Raw genomic sequence first — 14,671 nt, 5'->3', positions numbered from 1 at the left:
TCCGCTCGCCCGGAGACCCGGGTCGGAAACGGGCCCGGCGCACCGGCAGCGTCGGGCGCTGATCCCGGCCGGTCGTCAGCCGGCCTGGACCACATCCCGGGTCTGCCGGGCGATCTCGCGTTCCTCGTCGGTGCGAATGACGCAAACGGACACCTCGGCGCCGTCGGGGGAGATCAGCCGGTCGCCGGCACCGTCGTTGCGGGCCGGGTCCACGGCGATGCCGAGCCGATCCAGCCCGGCCAGCGCCGCGGCCCGGACCGGCGCGGCGTGCTCGCCCACCCCGGCCGTGAAGGCGATCGCGTCGACCCGTCCGAGCAGCGCGTAGTACGCGCCCACGTACTCGGTGATCCGCCGGCAGTACACGTCGAAGGCCAGCTCCGCCGCCCGGTCCCCGTCCCCCCGGCGTTGGAGCACCTCACGCATGTCGTTGACGCCGGTCAGCCCGAGCAGGCCGCTGCGGTGGTTGAGCAGGTCGTCGATGTCGTCCACCGACAGCCCGCCCTCCCGCCGCAAATGGAAGATCACGGTCGGGTCGAGGTCGCCGCTGCGGGTGCCCATCACCAACCCCTCCAGCGGGGACATGCCCATCGAGGTGGCGACGCTGCGACCGGCGGCCACCGCGCAGGCGCTCGCCCCGTTGCCCAGGTGCAGGGTGATCGTGTTCAGCTGCTCGTACGGGCGGCCCAGCAGGTCGGCGGTGCGCCGGGAGACGTACGCGTGTGAGGTGCCGTGGAAGCCGTACCGGCGGATGCCGTACCGCTCGGCCGTGTCCCGGTCGATCGCGTAGGTCGCGGCGGCCTCCGGCAGGGTGTGGTGGAACGCGGTGTCGAAGACGGCGACCTGCGGGACGTCCGGCAGCGCCTCCCGGGCCACCTCGATGCCGGCCAGGTTCGCCGGGTTGTGCAGCGGGGCGAGCGGGACCAGGTCCCGGATCGCGGCCAGCACGGCGTCGTCGATCAGGACCGGCGTGCTGAACTTCCGGCCACCGTGCACCACCCGGTGCCCTACCGCGGTCAGCCCGGCCAGGTCCAGCCCGGCAAGGATCTGCCGGACCGCACTGGCGTGGTCCGCCGGCCCGCCGCCGGGCTCACCGACCCGCTCGACCGTGCCCTGGTCGAGCACCCGGTCGCCGTCGTAGCGGCGCCACTTCACCGACGACGACCCGCAGTTGAGCACCAGCACGCAACTCACGACGCCTCCTCGGTGGCCGCCTGGATGGCGGTGATCGCCACCGTGTTGACGATGTCCGGCACGGTGGCGCCGCGGGACAGGTCGTTCACCGGCCGGCGCAGGCCCTGCATCACCGGGCCGACCGCGACCGCCCCGGCGGAGCGCTGCACCGCCTTGTACGTGTTGTTGCCGGTGTTCAGGTCCGGGAAGATGAAGACCGTGGCCTGGCCGGCAACCGGGCTGCCCGGCAGCTTGGTGGCCGCCACCGCCGGGTCGATCGCCGCGTCGTACTGGATCGGCCCCTCGACCAGCAGGTCGGGCCGGCGCTCTCGCACCAGCGCGGTGGCCGCGGCGACCTTCTCCACGTCCGCGCCGGCGCCGGAGCTGCCGGTGGAGTAGGACAGCATGGCCACCCGAGGCTCGATGCCGAACCGGGCCGCGGTGTCCGCGGAGGAGATCGCGATGTCGGCGAGCTGGGCGGCGTCCGGGTCGCGGTTGACCGCGCAGTCGCCGTAGACGAGCACCCGGTCGGCGAGCAGCATGAAGAACACACTGGAGGCCACCGAGGCCCCCGGCACGGTACGGATGATCTCGAACGCCGGCCGGATGGTGGCGGCGGTGGTGTGCGTGGCGCCGGAGACCATGCCGTCAGCGTGCCCGGTGGCCACCATCAGCGTGCCGAAGTAGTTGGGCTGGGCCACGATGTCGTGCGCCAACTCGGCGGTAACGCCCCGGTGGGCACGCAACCGGGCGTACTCGGCCGCGAAGTCGTCCCGCCACCCGCTGGTGACCGGGTCGACCAGGTGCGCGTCGCCGACGTCGATTCCCAGCTCGCGGGTCCGCCGGGCGATGTCGTCCGGCCGGCCGAGCAGAGTCAGCTCGGCCACCCCCCGGCGGAGCAGGATCTCGGCCGCGCGCAGGATCCGCTCCTCGGCGCCCTCTGGCAGCACCACGTGCCGGCGCCGCGAGCGGGCACGGTCGATCAGCTCGTTCTCGAACATCAGCGGGGTGACCCGGGCCGACCGGCTGACCCGCAGCCGGCGGGCCAGGTCGTCGGTGTCCACGCAGCGCTCGAACGCGCCGAGCGCCGCCTCCACCTTGCGGGGGTTGGCCGCGTTGGGCCGACCCTCGATCCGGCTGGACGCGGCCACCGTGTCGTAGCTGTCGCTGCTCACGGACAGCACCGCCAGTCCGGTGTTCAGCCCTTCCACCAGCCGCATCACCCGTGGGTCGGGCTGCTCGCCCAGCGTCAGCACGAGCCCGGCCACCGACACCTGCCCGGCCACGTGCGCGGCGCTGGCGGCGACGAGCAGGTCGGCCCGGTCCCCGGGGGTGATCACCAGGGCGCCCTCGGTGAGGTGGCCCAGCAGGGTCGGCACATGCGCGGCGCCGACCACGAAGTCCAGTACGTCCCGGCCGAGCGCGGCGTCGTCCCCGGCCAGCAGGGTGGCATCGAGCGCCGCCGCCACCTCGGCCACCGTCGGCGCCGACACGGTCGGCACCTCCGGGATGGCGTACGCGGGGACCGGCAGGTCGGGCAGGGTCATCGGCTCGGCTACCCGATTGGCGATCACCGCGAGCACGGTGGCGCCCAGGTCGGCCAGATCGTGGTACGCCCCCCGCACAGCGGCCGCGACGGCCGCCGGCTCCTGCCCGAAGCCGTCCACCACCGGCACCACCACGCTGCCGAACTCGGTGGCCAGCCGGGCGTTGAAGGCCAACTCCCGGGGACGGGCCGGGTCGCCCGGGTCGTCGAAGTCGCTGCCCACCACGACCACCGCCGGGCACTGCCGCTCCACCGCCCGGTAGCGCTCGACGATGGCGGAGATCAGCTCCTCCCGCCGGCCGTCGGCCACCAGCGCAGCGGCCTCGGCATAGGTCGTCCCGGCCAACTCGGCCAACGGCAGCTCGACCCGGTAGCGCTCGCTGAGCAGGGCGAGGATCGGGTCCGGGCCGTTGTCGCCGACCAGCGGCCGGAACACGCCGATCCGCCCGACCTGGCGGGACAGCAACTCGGCCAGTCCGAGCGCGATCGTCGACTTACCCCCGCCAGACCCCACACTCGTCAGATACACGCTCCTGGCCACGCCCCCCACCCTAGAAGATCGCGCCCGCCCCCCACCCGGGCCCTCCGACCCCCACCCCCAGGGCCTTTTCTCCGTTGATCATGAAGTTATGCCGCGACCCGCCGATGACACGCGCAAACAACTTCATGATCATCGGGCGGGGCCGGCGGGCGGGCCGGGTGGGGTGGGGCGGGGCGGGCGGGGTGGGGTGGGGTTAGTCGTCTTCGGGGTCGTCTAGGCGGGCCAGGTAGGTGGCCAGGCGTTCGATGGGGGTTTCGAAGTCGGGGTTGAGGTCGACGAAGTCGCGTAGGCGCTCGCCGAGCCACTCCAGGGTCACCTGCTCGTCGCCCCGGCGCTCGACCAGTTCCTCGATGCCACGGTCGGTGAAGTACATCGGTACGTCCTCCTGCTCGGCCCGGCTCGGGCCGGGCGGGTGGACCGACGGAGGCCGGGGCAGGACCGTGGTGACGGCCCTGCCCCGGCTCTCACGGTGCGGTCAGGTCACGGGCGGGGGAGAGCCGCCTCGATCAGCGCGTTCTGCTCGACCTCGTGCGTCTTGGCCGAGCCGACCGCCGGGGCGGCCGCGGCCGGGCGGGAGATCCGCCGCAGCCGGACGTCCGTGAGGTGCTCCAGCAGGTTGAGCGCGACGAACGACCAGGCGCCCTGGTTGGCCGGCTCCTCCTGCACCCAGGCGAAGTCCTCCGCGTTCGGATACTGCGCGAGGGCCGCCCGGATCTCCTCCACCGGCAGCGGGTACAGCTGCTCGATCCGGATGATCGCGGTGTCGGTGACCTCACGCTGCTGCCGGGCCTGGAACAGGTCGTAGTAGATCTTGCCGGTGCAGAGCAGCACGCGCTTCACCGCCTCCGGCGCCGGGGCGGCCGTGTCGCGCAGCACCGGCTGGAAGGTGCCGGTGGTGAAGTCCTCCACCGAGGAGACGCAGAGCTTGTGCCGCAGCAGCGACTTCGGCGTGAACACCACCAGCGGCTTGCGCTTGGGCGACAGGGCCTGGCGGCGCAGCAGGTGGAAGTAGTTCGCCGGGGTGGTCGGGATGGACACCCGCATGTTGTCCTCGGCGCACATCTGCAGGAACCGCTCCGGGCGGCCGGAGGTGTGGTCCGGGCCCTGCCCCTCGTGGCCGTGCGGCAGCAGCAGGGTGACCGCGGAGCGCTGGCCCCACTTCACCTCACCGGAGGAGATGAACTCGTCGATCACCGACTGGGCGCCGTTGACGAAGTCGCCGAACTGGGCCTCCCAGGCCACCAGCGCGTTGATGTTCTCCACCGAGTAGCCGTACTCGAAGCCCATCGCCGCGTACTCGCTGAGCAGCGAGTCGTGCACGAAGAACCGGGAACGCTCGCCGTCGCCGGTGAGCGACTTCAGCGGCAGGTAGTCGTCGCCGGTGCGGGCGTCCACCACCGAGGCGTGCCGCTGGACGAAGGTGCCGCGGCGGGAATCCTGACCGGCCAGCCGGACGGTGACCCCGTCGTGCAGCAGCGCCCCGAGCGCGATGATCTCGCCGAAGCCCCAGTCGATGTTGCCCTCGACGGACATCTTGGCCCGCCGGTCGAGCAGCTGCTGGATCCGCTTGTGCGGGGTGAAGCCCTCCGGCAGGTTGACGTGCGCCTCGCCGATCGCCTTCACGACGGCCGCGTCGGTTGCGGTGTCGACCTGCGGCTCCGGCTCCTCCTCGCGGCGCGGCCGGTTGAGCTGGCGCGGTGCCGCGGCGGCGTCCCGGGTGGCCTTGAAGACCTTCTCCAACTGCGCCTGGTAGTCGCGCAGCAGCTCCTCCGCGTCCTCCACGGTGATGTCGCCGCGACCGATCAGCTCTTCGGTGTAGAGCTTGCGCACCGAGCGCTTCGAGTCAATGATCTTGTACATCTGGGGGTTGGACATCGACGGGTCGTCGCCCTCGTTGTGCCCGCGCCGGCGGTAGCAGACCATGTCGATCACGACGTCCTTGTTGAACGCCTGCCGGTACTCGAAGGCCAGCCGGGCCACCCGGACCACGGCCTCCGGGTCGTCGCCGTTGACGTGGAAAATCGGCGCCTGGATCATCCGGGCCACATCGGTGCTGTAGAGGCTGGACCGGCTGTACTCCGGGGCGGTGGTGAAGCCGACCTGGTTGTTGACCACCACGTGCACGGTGCCGCCGGTGCGGTAGCCGCGCAGCTGCGAGAGGTTGAGCGTCTCGGCGACCACGCCCTGACCCGCGAAGGCGGCGTCACCGTGCACCGCCAGCGGCAGCACGGTGTAGCCCTCCAGCTTGAGGTCGATCCGGTCCTGCTTGGCCCGGACGATGCCCTCCAGCACCGGGTCGACGGCCTCCAGGTGCGACGGGTTGGCCACCACCGACACCTTGACGGCGTGCTCGCCGTCGGGGGTGGTGAACTTGCCGTTCTGGCCCAGGTGGTACTTCACGTCGCCGGAGCCCTGCGTCGAGCGCGGGTCCAGGTGACCCTCGAACTCGGAGAAGATCTTCTCGTACGGCTTGCCGACGATGTTGGCCAGCACGTTGAGCCGGCCCCGGTGCGCCATGCCGATGACGACCTCGTCCAGCCCGCCCTCGGCGGAGGACTCCAGCACCTCGCCGAGCAGCGGGATCAGCGACTCGCCGCCCTCCAGCGAGAACCGCTTCTGGCCGACGTACTTGGTCTGCAGGAAGGTCTCGAACGCCTCGGCGGCGTTGAGCCGGTTGAGCACGTGCTTCTGCTCGTCGAGGGGCGGCTTCTCGTACTTGCGCTCGATCCGCTCCTGGATCCAGCGCCGCTCCTCCGGGTCCTGGATGTGCATGTACTCGATGCCGACCCGGCGGCAGTACGAGTCGCGCAGCACGCCGAGGATCGAGCGCAGCTTCATCCGCTGCCGGCCGGCGAAACCGTTCACCGGGAACTCGCGGTCCAGGTCCCACAGGGTCAGCCCGTGCTGGAGGACGTCCAGGTCGGGGTGCTTGCGGATCTTGAATTCCAGCGGGTCGGTGTCGGCCATCAGGTGACCGCGCACCCGGTAGGCGTGGATCAGCTCGTGCACCCGGGCGGTCTTGTTGATCTGACCCTCGGAGTTGACCGCCACGTCGCGCACCCAGCGCACCGGCTCGTACGGGATCCGCAGCGAGGTGAAGATCTCGTCGTAGAAGCCGTGCTCGCCCAGGATCAGCTCGTGCATCACCTTGAGGAACTCGCCGGACTGCGCGCCCTGGATGATCCGGTGGTCGTACGTGCTGGTCAGCGTGATGATCTTGCTGACCGCGAGCTCGGCCAGGGTGACCTCGGACATGCCCTGGTAGGGAGCCGGGTACTCCATGGCGCCGACGCCGATGATCGCGCTCTGCCCCTGCATGAGCCGCGGCATCGAGTGCACGGTGCCGATGCCGCCCGGGTTGGTCAGCGAGATCGTGGTGCCGGAGTAGTCCTCCATGGTCAGCTCGTTGCGCCGCGCCCGCCGGACCACGTCCTCGTACGCCTGCCAGAACTGCCGGAAGTCCATCTGCTCGCAGCCCTTGATGGAGGGGACCACCAGGTTGCGGCTGCCGTCCGGCTTGGCCAGGTCGATCGCGATGCCGAGGTTGACGTGCGCCGGGCGGACCACGGCCGGCTTGCCGTTGGCCTCGGCGAAGGAGTTGTTCATCTCCGGGTGCTGGACCAGCGCCCGGACCATCGCGTAGCCGACCAGGTGGGTGAAGCTGACCTTGCCGCCGCGCCCCCGGGCGAGGTGGTTGTTGATCACGATGCGGTTGTCGACCAGCAGCTTGGCCGGGACCGCCCGCACACTGGTTGCCGTGGGCACGCTCAGCGAGGCGTCCATGTTCTGGACGATCTTCGCGGCGACGCCACGCAGTGGCGTGGTCTGCGGGCCGTCGGCGCTCGGCGCGGCGGCCTTCGCGGCCGGCTTGGCCGGGGCGGCCTTCGTTGGGGCGGGTGCGGCGGCGGGCTTGGCCGGTGCCGGCTTCGCGGCGGCCGGCTTGCTGGCGGGCGCCGACGGTGCCGTGGCGCTCGGCTGGCTGACCTTGGCGGCGGCTTCCGGCTGGCCGTCCGGCTCCGGCGCGGCGGCCGGTGCGCTCGTCGGCTCACCAGCGCGCGGGGTGCCGGCGCCCGGCGCCGGCCGGTAGTCGGCGAAGAAGTCGTGCCAGGCCGAATCGACGCTCGTTGGGTCGGCGAGGTACCGCTGGTACATCTCCTCGACGATCCACTCGTTCGGGCCGAAACCCGCCAGTGGGTTCTCCTGCGAAGTCTGCTGGGTCGACACGGCCGGTAATCGCCTCTTTCAAGCGGGTTTGTGTGTCAAGCGGTGTCCGCCGCGCCCAGTTAGCAGCACGGACAGGACGGCTCCCAGGCTACGCCGTACTGATCCCGCAGGCATTTCCGCCTCGGCCCCGTGGTCCGTTTCACAGAAGATGCCAGAAGTTCAGCAACCGCTGCGTGGTCCGTCAACCACTGATAAAGGCGCTGACCAGCCACGACTGAGTACCGGTACGGATGTCCGCCGGAGCGATGCCGGCGAGGATCGGCCGCATGGATCACACAGAGGCGCCGGGTCGGTACGGACGGAGCATGGCGGTCGCGTTCGGCTGGTACGCCACCGCGATCGCGGCGGTGGTGGTGGGCACGACCAGCGTGCCGAGCGCGCCGCGGCAGGACTGCTCGGCGATGTTCAGCTGCCTCTCGCCGCTGGAGTCGCTGGCACTGGCCGGGCTGTTCTGGGGCGGGCCGGTGCTCGTGGCCTTGCTGGTCGTCACGGCGATCGTCGCCGCGCTGCTCGTTCGCCGGATCCCCTCGGTGGTGCTGGCCGGCACCCTGTCCGTGGCGGTCAGCGTCGCGGTCGGCGCCGTCGTGGCCGGCGCGTACCTGGGGCGATCGTGAAGCGGCTCGGCCTGGGCGGGCTCTTCTTCGCCTGGCTCTACGGTGTGCCGTTCGTGCTCGTGGTGGGCCTGATCCGGCGGACGTCGACGCCGTACACGCCGACCGAGGACGCGGCGCGGGCGTTCGGGGCCACCACGGACGCCCTGCTGGCCGTCGGGCTGGTGTTGAATGTGGCGCTCCCGGCGGTCGGCCTGTTGCTGGCCGGGCTGGTCGGAGAGGAGGGCTGGCGTCGGCACTTCGGCTGGGCCTTCGGCGGGGTGGCGCTGGTCTACCTGGCGGTCGCGCTGGCCGGCAGCATGGCGACCAGCGCCTTGATCGGCCACAGCCCGGCCGACCAGGAGCCGGACCCGCCGGTCGGCCACTGCGTCCCGATCAGCGGCGGCCGAAGCTGCCCGGGCGGGTAGCCGGCGACGCGTGGCGTTGGCCCCGGGCGACGACCGTGCCGTTGGCCCCAGCCCCGGGCGGCGACGGCAGATCGCCACCCGGGGCCGGCTGTCTCAGGAGATGTCCCGCCGACGAGTCAGCAGAATGCCGACGATGCCGCTGACCAGGGCATAGCCGACCAACACCAGAGCCCCGACCCACCAGGCGGGCGTCATCTCCGACTCGCCCCCGCTGATCATGATGGTCGACGCGGCGGCCGGCCAGACGACCTGCCACTTGACGATGTCCATGTTGTCCATCCAGTTGGCCAGCAGGAGGAAGAGCACCCCCACGACCTGCGTACCCACCAGATAGAGCACCGAGGCGGTGATCACGGCGCCCAACTGGCTGGTGATGAGCGTGCCGATGCCCACCCCGAGGATGGTCCAGATGCCGTAGGCCAGCAGGTTGAGCAGCAGCGCGCGCTGGACTTCCCACTCCCCGAGGCCCGTGTCGTAGCCGTTGAGCGACAGGAACGACGCCCCGGCGGCCAGGTCGATCACGGTGGTCACCAGCCAGAACGCAAAGCCGAGCACGGCAGCCGCGAGGAGCTTGCTGATGATCACCGAGGTTCGCCGCGGGGTGGTGAGGAAGGTGGTGGTCGCGGTCTGGTGGAAGAACTCGTTCGTGACCATGAGGATGCCGATGAGCATCACGAACATCAGGCCGAGGTACTGACCCGAGGTGTAGAGGTTCGCCATCACGGACGGAGCGGAGGCGGCGTCGCCGGTGAGGCCGATGTTCTCGCCGTTGCCCTTCAGCGCCTCGCTTGCCAGCCAGGCGTTCAGCGCGAAGGCCAGGACGATCGACAGGAATGCCCCGAGGCCCAGCAGCCACCAGGTGTTGGTGGTACGGATCTTGAGCAGTTCGGCTCGGACCAGGTTCATCGGATGCCCGCCTTTCCGGCCGTCAGCTCCAGGAAGACCCGTTCCAGGTCGGGCCGTTCGGTGGTCAGTTCGTGCAGCTCCACCCCGGCGGCGAGAGCGGTCCGGCCGACCGTCGGGGCGTCCACCCCGGCCACCAGCAGGACGCCGTGCTCGTCGGTGTCGACGGTGGCCGACTGCGCCTTCAGCGCGGCGGTCAGCGCCTCGGCCTGCGGGGTGCGGACCCGCACGCGGGCGCCCTGCGCCATCGACCCGAGGACCTGGTCGACCGGCCCCTGCCGGACCAACTGGCCGGCCGCGATGATCACCACGTCGTCGGCGAGCAGCTGCATCTCCGACAGCAGGTGGCTGGAGACCAGCACGGTGCGACCCTCGTGGGCGAGGTTCTTGAGGAATCCCCGCATCCACCGGATGCCCTCCGGGTCGAGCCCGTTGGCGGGCTCGTCGAGGATCAGCACCCGGGGGTCGCCGAGCATCGCGGCGGCGATGCCGAGCCGCTGCTTCATACCCAGCGAGTAACCCTTGAACTTGCGCTTCGCCGCCGGGGTCAGCCCGACCAGGGCCAGCGCCTCGTCGGCTCGCTGCTTGGGCAGCCCCGCCGCCGCGCAGATCACCCGCAGGTGGTTGATGCCGGTGCGACCCTTGTGCGCGCTGGACGCCTCCAGCACCGCGCCGACCTGCCGCATCGGGTCCGAGAGGTCGACGTACCGGTGGCCGCTGATGGTGGCCGTACCGGCGGTGGGCGTGACGAGGTTCAGCAGCATGCGCAGCGTAGTGGTCTTGCCGGCGCCGTTCGGGCCGAGGAAGCCGGTCACCCGCCCCGGTGCCACGGTGAAGGACAGGTTGTTCACCGCCCGGACGTTCTTGTACTGCTTCGTCAGACCGGACACCACGATCTGACCGTCGCTGGTGGGGCTTCGCTGCCCGTCAGTCATCGTTCTCCTCCCGCGTGTGGCGTCGAGGTACGCCGTGGCACAGCGTGACGGCCCCAGGCAACAAGGTCAATCAGGCGCGGTCCGTACGGCGTGGTCCTTCTCGAGGTGGAGGCGGGTCCGTCCTGCGGACGACGCCGTGGGTCAGCGGGCGATCCAGGTGGCCCGGGCCGCGCCCAGCAGGGCACCGTCCGGGCCGTACAGGCTGGTGTGCACGAGCGCCTTGCGGCCGTCGATGCGAATCAGCGCAGCGGTCACCACGCACTCGTCGCCCGGCGCTGGCAGCGCGGTGACCACGGCGGCGATCCGGCCCAACACGTACGGCCGGCCGGGTGCGAGCACCGTCCAGCCGCCGGGGCAGTCCAACGCCGCCCAGGCCGTGGCGCCGCTGACCTGCTCGGGTGCCCGGAACGGCGCGGCGGTCCGCCCGTCCGGCAGCCGGCCGGGGAAGATCCGCAGCCCGTCCGTCCGGTGCGGGCCGCAGACGTAGCAGTCGGGGAACGGGTGCTCGACCAGGCCGGGGTAGCGGGTCGCGGCGTCCACCGCGATGTCCCGGTCGACCGGCGGTACGACGGCGTCCACCTCTCCGGTCGGGCGGACCTCGGCCACCAGCTCGCCGGCCGGGTCACGAACCTCGCCGTCGACCATCCGCAGCGCGGTCTCCAACGGCGGCGGCCGGCGCAGCGTCACCTCGACCGGTCCGGGGCCGCCCGCGGCGGCGGCGAAGACTCCGGCGCTCCAGCCGCCGTTGCCGGAGCCGGAGGGCCCGTTGTAGCGGGACTCGATGCGCATCGTCGACCTCCGGGGCTGTGCCGGCACCGTCGCCGGGTCCGTCCGGCAGCCTCGCACGGGCACCGTCGGGCGCCTCCGGCGGCCGTGCCGGTGGGTCATCCGGTGGTTGGGCCGGCGTTCACCCGATCGACACCGGTGGTCACCGGGGATGGCAACCCGGGGCACTTACACAGATCCCATGGCCGTTCTGCATGCCGCTGGCGCACCCCTTACGACCAGCGGATACACCCTGCTGATCGCCGACGACCCCACCCAGGTCGCGGCCGCGCAACGCCTGCGTCACCAGGTGTTCGCCACCGAGCTCGGCGCCACCCTCCGCCCGGGCGAGGTCGGGTTGGACGTGGACCCCTTCGACGCCCACTGCGACCACCTCATCGTCCGCCAGGAGAGCACCGGCGAGGTGGTCGGTACCTACCGGCTGCTGCCGCCCGGCCGCACCAACCGGCGGTACGCCGAGGACGAGTTCGACCTCGCCGCGCTCGACCCGCTCCGTGACGTCCTGGTCGAGGCGGGCCGGTCCTGCGTGCACCCGGATCACCGCTCCGGCGCGGTGATCAACCTGATGTGGGCCGGTATCACCCGTTACCTGCACCTGCGAGGCTCGCGCTGGCTCGGCGGCTGCGCCTCGGTGCCGGTGGCCGACGGCGGTCGCGCGGTCGCCGAGGTGTGGGCACAGGCCCAGGCCCGGCACCTGGCGCCGCCGCCGCTGCGGGTCCGCCCGCTGCGGCCCTGGTTCGCCGAGCCGGCCGCCCTCGTTGACCCGGTGACCACCGTCCCCAGCCCGGCCGGCCGGGCCCTGGTGCCGCCGCTGTTGCGCGGTTACCTCCGGCTCGGCGCGTGGATCAGTGGTGAGCCCTCGTACGACCCCGACTTCGGGGTCGCGGACTTCTACGTGCTCTTCTCGCTCGACCGGATGAACCCGCGCTACCTGCGGCACTTCCTGGGCGGGGTGGAGCGGTGACCGCCGTGTCGGATGACCTGTGGCGGCCCTCCTCCGGCTGCGACGAGGAGTGCCTGCCGGCGGCCGGCGAGGTGCCCACGGTGCCGGTGCCCCGCCGGGTCCTTCGGTTGGTCGCCGCAGCCGGCATGCTGCTGGCCGGGGCGGGCCTGGCGGTGCTGCTGCCCGTGCTGCCGGCACCGGAGCGGCAGGCGGCGGTGCGCGGCTGGGCCCGGGGCACTGCGCGCGCGTTCGGCGTCCGGCTGGTGATCCGGGGCCGGCTGCCCCGGCGGCGCGCACTGCTGGTCGCCAACCATGTCTCGTGGCTGGACATCCTCGCGGTGCTGGCGGTCGCGCCGACCCGGATGGTGGCGAAGCGTGAGGTCCGCTCCTGGCCTGTGCTCGGCCTGCTGGCCGCGGCGGCGGGCACGGTCTTCGTGGACCGGTCCCGGCCGCGGGCGCTGCCGGCCACCGTGCGCCGGGTGGCCGACGCGCTGCGCGCCGGCCGGCCGGTCGCGGTCTTCCCGGAGGGTACGACCTGGTGCGCCGGGGACGGCGCGGCCGACTGCCGTCCCGGCGGCGGGTTCCGGCCAGCGATGTTCCAGGCGGCCATCGACGCGGGCAGCCCGGTGGTGCCGCTGCGGCTCGCCTACCAGTGCGAGGTCACCGGGACGGCCACCACGGCAGCCGCCTTCCTCGGTGCGGACACCCTGCTGCGCTCGATGGCGCGGGTGGTCGCGGCGCGGGAACTGGTGGTCTCGGTGACGATCGCCGCCGCGCTGCACCCGGCCCGCGACGCCGACCGGCGGTTGCTGGCCCGGGCCGCCGAGTCGGCCGTACACCTGCGGCCTGTGGCGGGTGCCGCGACGCGGGGCCGGCTGCACCCGGTGCCCACCTTGACGGCCGTCGCGTCGCCCGCATCCGCGCCCGCGCTGACGCCGGACGCCGGCCGGGAGCTGGACCTGGCGGCCTGATCATCCACGCCACGGGGTGGACGCCGCTCCGCCCGGCGGCCTGACAACTGGCGGCAGTCTTGTGCTGTCGCGATGTATCGCGTTACTGTCTCGTTGTCGGACGCGCGTCGGCGCGTCGTCGAGGGGAGAACGCGATGACCGGATGGACGGTCGACAGCCCGCAGCGGCTCACCGTGGACGGCCCGGTCACCCGGCTGGACGTCCGCCTGGTGAGCGGGCGGCTCAACGTGGTCGCCACCGACGGCCCGACCCGGATCGACATCACCCGGGTCGGCCGGCGGCCCGTCCTGATCACCCACTCCGACGGCCGGCTCACCCTCCGCCAGGAGCGCGGTCGGGGCTGGGCGGACGCCCTGCGGTGGCTCCGGTCGCTGACCCGCTACCCGAAGGTGGACGTCTCCGTCGCGGTGCCCGCCGACGTCCTCGCCGACCTCCGCCTGGTTGCGGGCTCGCTGGTCGCCTCCGGGTTGCGACGGGAGACCACGGTCGACGTGACCGCCGGCCAGATCACCCTGATGGGGCTGCGCGGCAGCACCTCCGCGAAGATCACCTCCGGGCCGGTGGAGGCGCTCGGGGTGGGTGGTGACCTTACCCTGGAGACGGTCTCCGGGGAGGTGATCCTCGCCGACAGTGCCGCCGACCGGGTGCACGCCCAGACCGTTTCCGGAGCTATCACCTGCGACCTGGACAACCCCCGGGGCAGCGAGATCCGGCTCACCACCATCTCCGGCAGCATCACGGTGCGGGTCCGGGAGGACAGCGACCTCGATGTCCGGCTGCACACCGCCTCAGGCCGGATCACCAGCGGGTTTCCCCAGGTGCGGACCTCGACATTCCCGCTGGCCAACAGCGAGGGGGTGCTCGGCGCAGGCGAGGGTAAGCTCTGGGCTTCCGCCACCTCGGGCAGCATCGCGCTGCTCGCCCGGCCGGTGCGCGACGACGAGAAGGAGCTGCCGTGACCGCCGTGTTCAGCCACGGCCGGCTCCGGCTCTACCTGCTCAAGCTCCTCGACGACGGCCCGAAGCACGGCTACGAGCTGATCCGCCTCCTGGAGGACCGGTTCCTCGGGCTGTACGCCCCCAGCGCCGGCACCATCTACCCCCGGCTCCAGCGGCTGGAGGCCGAAGGGCTGGTCAGCCACACCGCCGCGGGCGGCCGCAAGACGTACGGCATCACCGACGCCGGCCGCGACGAGCTGCGCCAGCGCGACGGCGAGCTGGCCACCCTGGAGGCGGACATCGCCGCCTCGGTGGCGGACCTCTCCACCCTGGCAGGCGAGATCCGCAGCGAGGTGAGCGGCTCGGTGCGCGACCTCAAGCGGGAGCTCAACGCGGCAGCCCGGCAGACCCGGCGTACCCGGTGGGAGCCTTCGGCGCCTCCCCCTCCGCCGCCGCCCGGTCCGGCGTCGGCCAATGGGCCGAGCGCGGCCCTGCTCGACGAGTTCGACCAGCGGCTGGCCGCGTTCACCGCCGAGGTGGGCCGGCTGGCGCGGGCCCGGCAGTTCAGCGACACCCAGGTGCGTACCGCGATCCGACTGCTCGACGGCGCGCTGGACGGGCTGCGCCGGCTGCTGCGCTGACCGTTGTCGCCCGCTGGGGAGAGGTGGCGGTCAACGACTCACAGGGTTTTTGCAG

13 protein-coding genes are annotated in these 14,671 nt (G+C 72.3%); 6 read left to right on the top strand and 7 right to left on the bottom strand.

Features of this window, described 5'->3' with window-relative positions; all coding sequences use genetic code 11:
- Positions 1-75: 75 nt before the first annotated feature.
- The 4 genes from OG470_RS01510 to OG470_RS01495 form a co-directional block, all read right to left on the bottom strand.
- A complete protein-coding gene (locus OG470_RS01510) occupies positions 76-1,191 on the bottom strand; it encodes an acetate/propionate family kinase (protein ID WP_328419990.1) in 1,116 nt (371 codons plus the stop codon).
- A complete protein-coding gene (gene pta / locus OG470_RS01505) occupies positions 1,188-3,257 on the bottom strand; it encodes a phosphate acetyltransferase (RefSeq protein ID WP_442931029.1) in 2,070 nt (689 codons plus the stop codon). Before pta ends, OG470_RS01510 begins: the two co-directional genes overlap by 4 nt.
- 193 nt (positions 3,258-3,450) lie before the next feature.
- Positions 3,451-3,630: a DUF6104 family protein gene (locus OG470_RS01500; protein WP_328419986.1), complete on the bottom strand. Its 180-nt coding sequence runs from the start codon at positions 3,628-3,630 to the stop codon at positions 3,451-3,453.
- A 107-nt stretch (positions 3,631-3,737) separates the two neighbouring features.
- Positions 3,738-7,481 (bottom strand): multifunctional oxoglutarate decarboxylase/oxoglutarate dehydrogenase thiamine pyrophosphate-binding subunit/dihydrolipoyllysine-residue succinyltransferase subunit, encoded by a 3,744-nt coding sequence (locus tag OG470_RS01495; protein WP_328419984.1) that lies wholly within the window; start codon positions 7,479-7,481, stop codon positions 3,738-3,740.
- Between the two features lie 266 nt (positions 7,482-7,747).
- Here OG470_RS01495 and OG470_RS01490 point away from each other — a divergent pair, with 266 nt between their 5' ends.
- Complete coding sequence (locus tag OG470_RS01490) at positions 7,748-8,095, top strand: hypothetical protein (protein ID WP_328419982.1); 348 nt, start codon at positions 7,748-7,750, stop codon at positions 8,093-8,095.
- Positions 8,092-8,499, top strand: a complete 408-nt coding sequence (locus OG470_RS01485; RefSeq protein ID WP_328419980.1) for a hypothetical protein — start codon at positions 8,092-8,094, stop codon at positions 8,497-8,499. The genes OG470_RS01490 and OG470_RS01485 overlap by 4 nt, the downstream gene beginning before the upstream one ends.
- Positions 8,500-8,592: 93 nt before the next feature.
- Here OG470_RS01485 and OG470_RS01480 read toward each other — a convergent pair whose 3' ends face one another.
- The 3 genes from OG470_RS01480 to OG470_RS01470 all read right to left on the bottom strand — a co-directional run bounded on the left by OG470_RS01480 (position 8,593) and on the right by OG470_RS01470 (position 11,126).
- Positions 8,593-9,405 (bottom strand): ABC transporter permease, encoded by an 813-nt coding sequence (locus OG470_RS01480; protein ID WP_328419978.1) that lies wholly within the window; start codon positions 9,403-9,405, stop codon positions 8,593-8,595.
- Positions 9,402-10,337 (bottom strand): ABC transporter ATP-binding protein, encoded by a 936-nt coding sequence (locus OG470_RS01475; protein WP_328419977.1) that lies wholly within the window; start codon positions 10,335-10,337, stop codon positions 9,402-9,404. The genes OG470_RS01480 and OG470_RS01475 overlap by 4 nt, the downstream gene beginning before the upstream one ends.
- A gap of 141 nt (positions 10,338-10,478) precedes the next feature.
- Positions 10,479-11,126, bottom strand: a complete 648-nt coding sequence (locus tag OG470_RS01470; protein ID WP_328419976.1) for a hypothetical protein — start codon at positions 11,124-11,126, stop codon at positions 10,479-10,481.
- 178 nt (positions 11,127-11,304) lie between these two features.
- Here OG470_RS01470 and OG470_RS01465 point away from each other — a divergent pair, with 178 nt between their 5' ends.
- From OG470_RS01465 to OG470_RS01450, 4 genes are all read left to right on the top strand, one after another.
- Positions 11,305-12,087 carry a GNAT family N-acetyltransferase gene (locus tag OG470_RS01465; protein WP_328419974.1) on the top strand — a complete coding sequence of 261 codons (783 nt, stop codon included), beginning with the start codon at positions 11,305-11,307 and terminating at the stop codon, positions 12,085-12,087.
- Positions 12,084-13,037, top strand: coding sequence for a lysophospholipid acyltransferase family protein (locus OG470_RS01460; protein ID WP_328419972.1), 954 nt, complete (start codon positions 12,084-12,086; stop codon positions 13,035-13,037). Before OG470_RS01465 ends, OG470_RS01460 begins: the two co-directional genes overlap by 4 nt.
- A 134-nt stretch (positions 13,038-13,171) precedes the next feature.
- Positions 13,172-13,996 carry a DUF4097 family beta strand repeat-containing protein gene (locus OG470_RS01455; protein ID WP_328419970.1) on the top strand — a complete coding sequence of 275 codons (825 nt, stop codon included), beginning with the start codon at positions 13,172-13,174 and terminating at the stop codon, positions 13,994-13,996.
- The gene (locus OG470_RS01450; protein WP_328419968.1) at positions 13,993-14,616 is read left to right on the top strand and encodes a PadR family transcriptional regulator; all 624 of its coding nucleotides are present in this window, start codon (positions 13,993-13,995) and stop codon (positions 14,614-14,616) included. Before OG470_RS01455 ends, OG470_RS01450 begins: the two co-directional genes overlap by 4 nt.
- Positions 14,617-14,671 lie beyond the last annotated feature (55 nt).

Origin of the sequence: Micromonospora sp. NBC_00389 (assembly GCF_036059255.1) — a bacterium.
GTDB lineage: Bacteria > Actinomycetota > Actinomycetes > Mycobacteriales > Micromonosporaceae > Micromonospora.
Note: the sequence above shows the minus strand (reverse complement) of the source record. Positions and strands in the feature narration are given on the sequence as shown.

Coding starts and splice junctions, on each gene's coding strand:
- OG470_RS01500 (WP_328419986.1), bottom strand. CDS start 3,630: ATGTACTTCACCGACCGTGGCATCGAGGAACTGGTCGAGCGCCGGGGC.
- OG470_RS01475 (WP_328419977.1), bottom strand. CDS start 10,337: ATGACTGACGGGCAGCGAAGCCCCACCAGCGACGGTCAGATCGTGGTG.
- OG470_RS01480 (WP_328419978.1), bottom strand. CDS start 9,405: ATGAACCTGGTCCGAGCCGAACTGCTCAAGATCCGTACCACCAACACC.
- OG470_RS01455 (WP_328419970.1), top strand. CDS start 13,172: ATGACCGGATGGACGGTCGACAGCCCGCAGCGGCTCACCGTGGACGGC.
- OG470_RS01470 (WP_328419976.1), bottom strand. CDS start 11,126: ATGCGCATCGAGTCCCGCTACAACGGGCCCTCCGGCTCCGGCAACGGC.
- OG470_RS01465 (WP_328419974.1), top strand. CDS start 11,305: ATGGCCGTTCTGCATGCCGCTGGCGCACCCCTTACGACCAGCGGATAC.
- OG470_RS01490 (WP_328419982.1), top strand. CDS start 7,748: ATGGATCACACAGAGGCGCCGGGTCGGTACGGACGGAGCATGGCGGTC.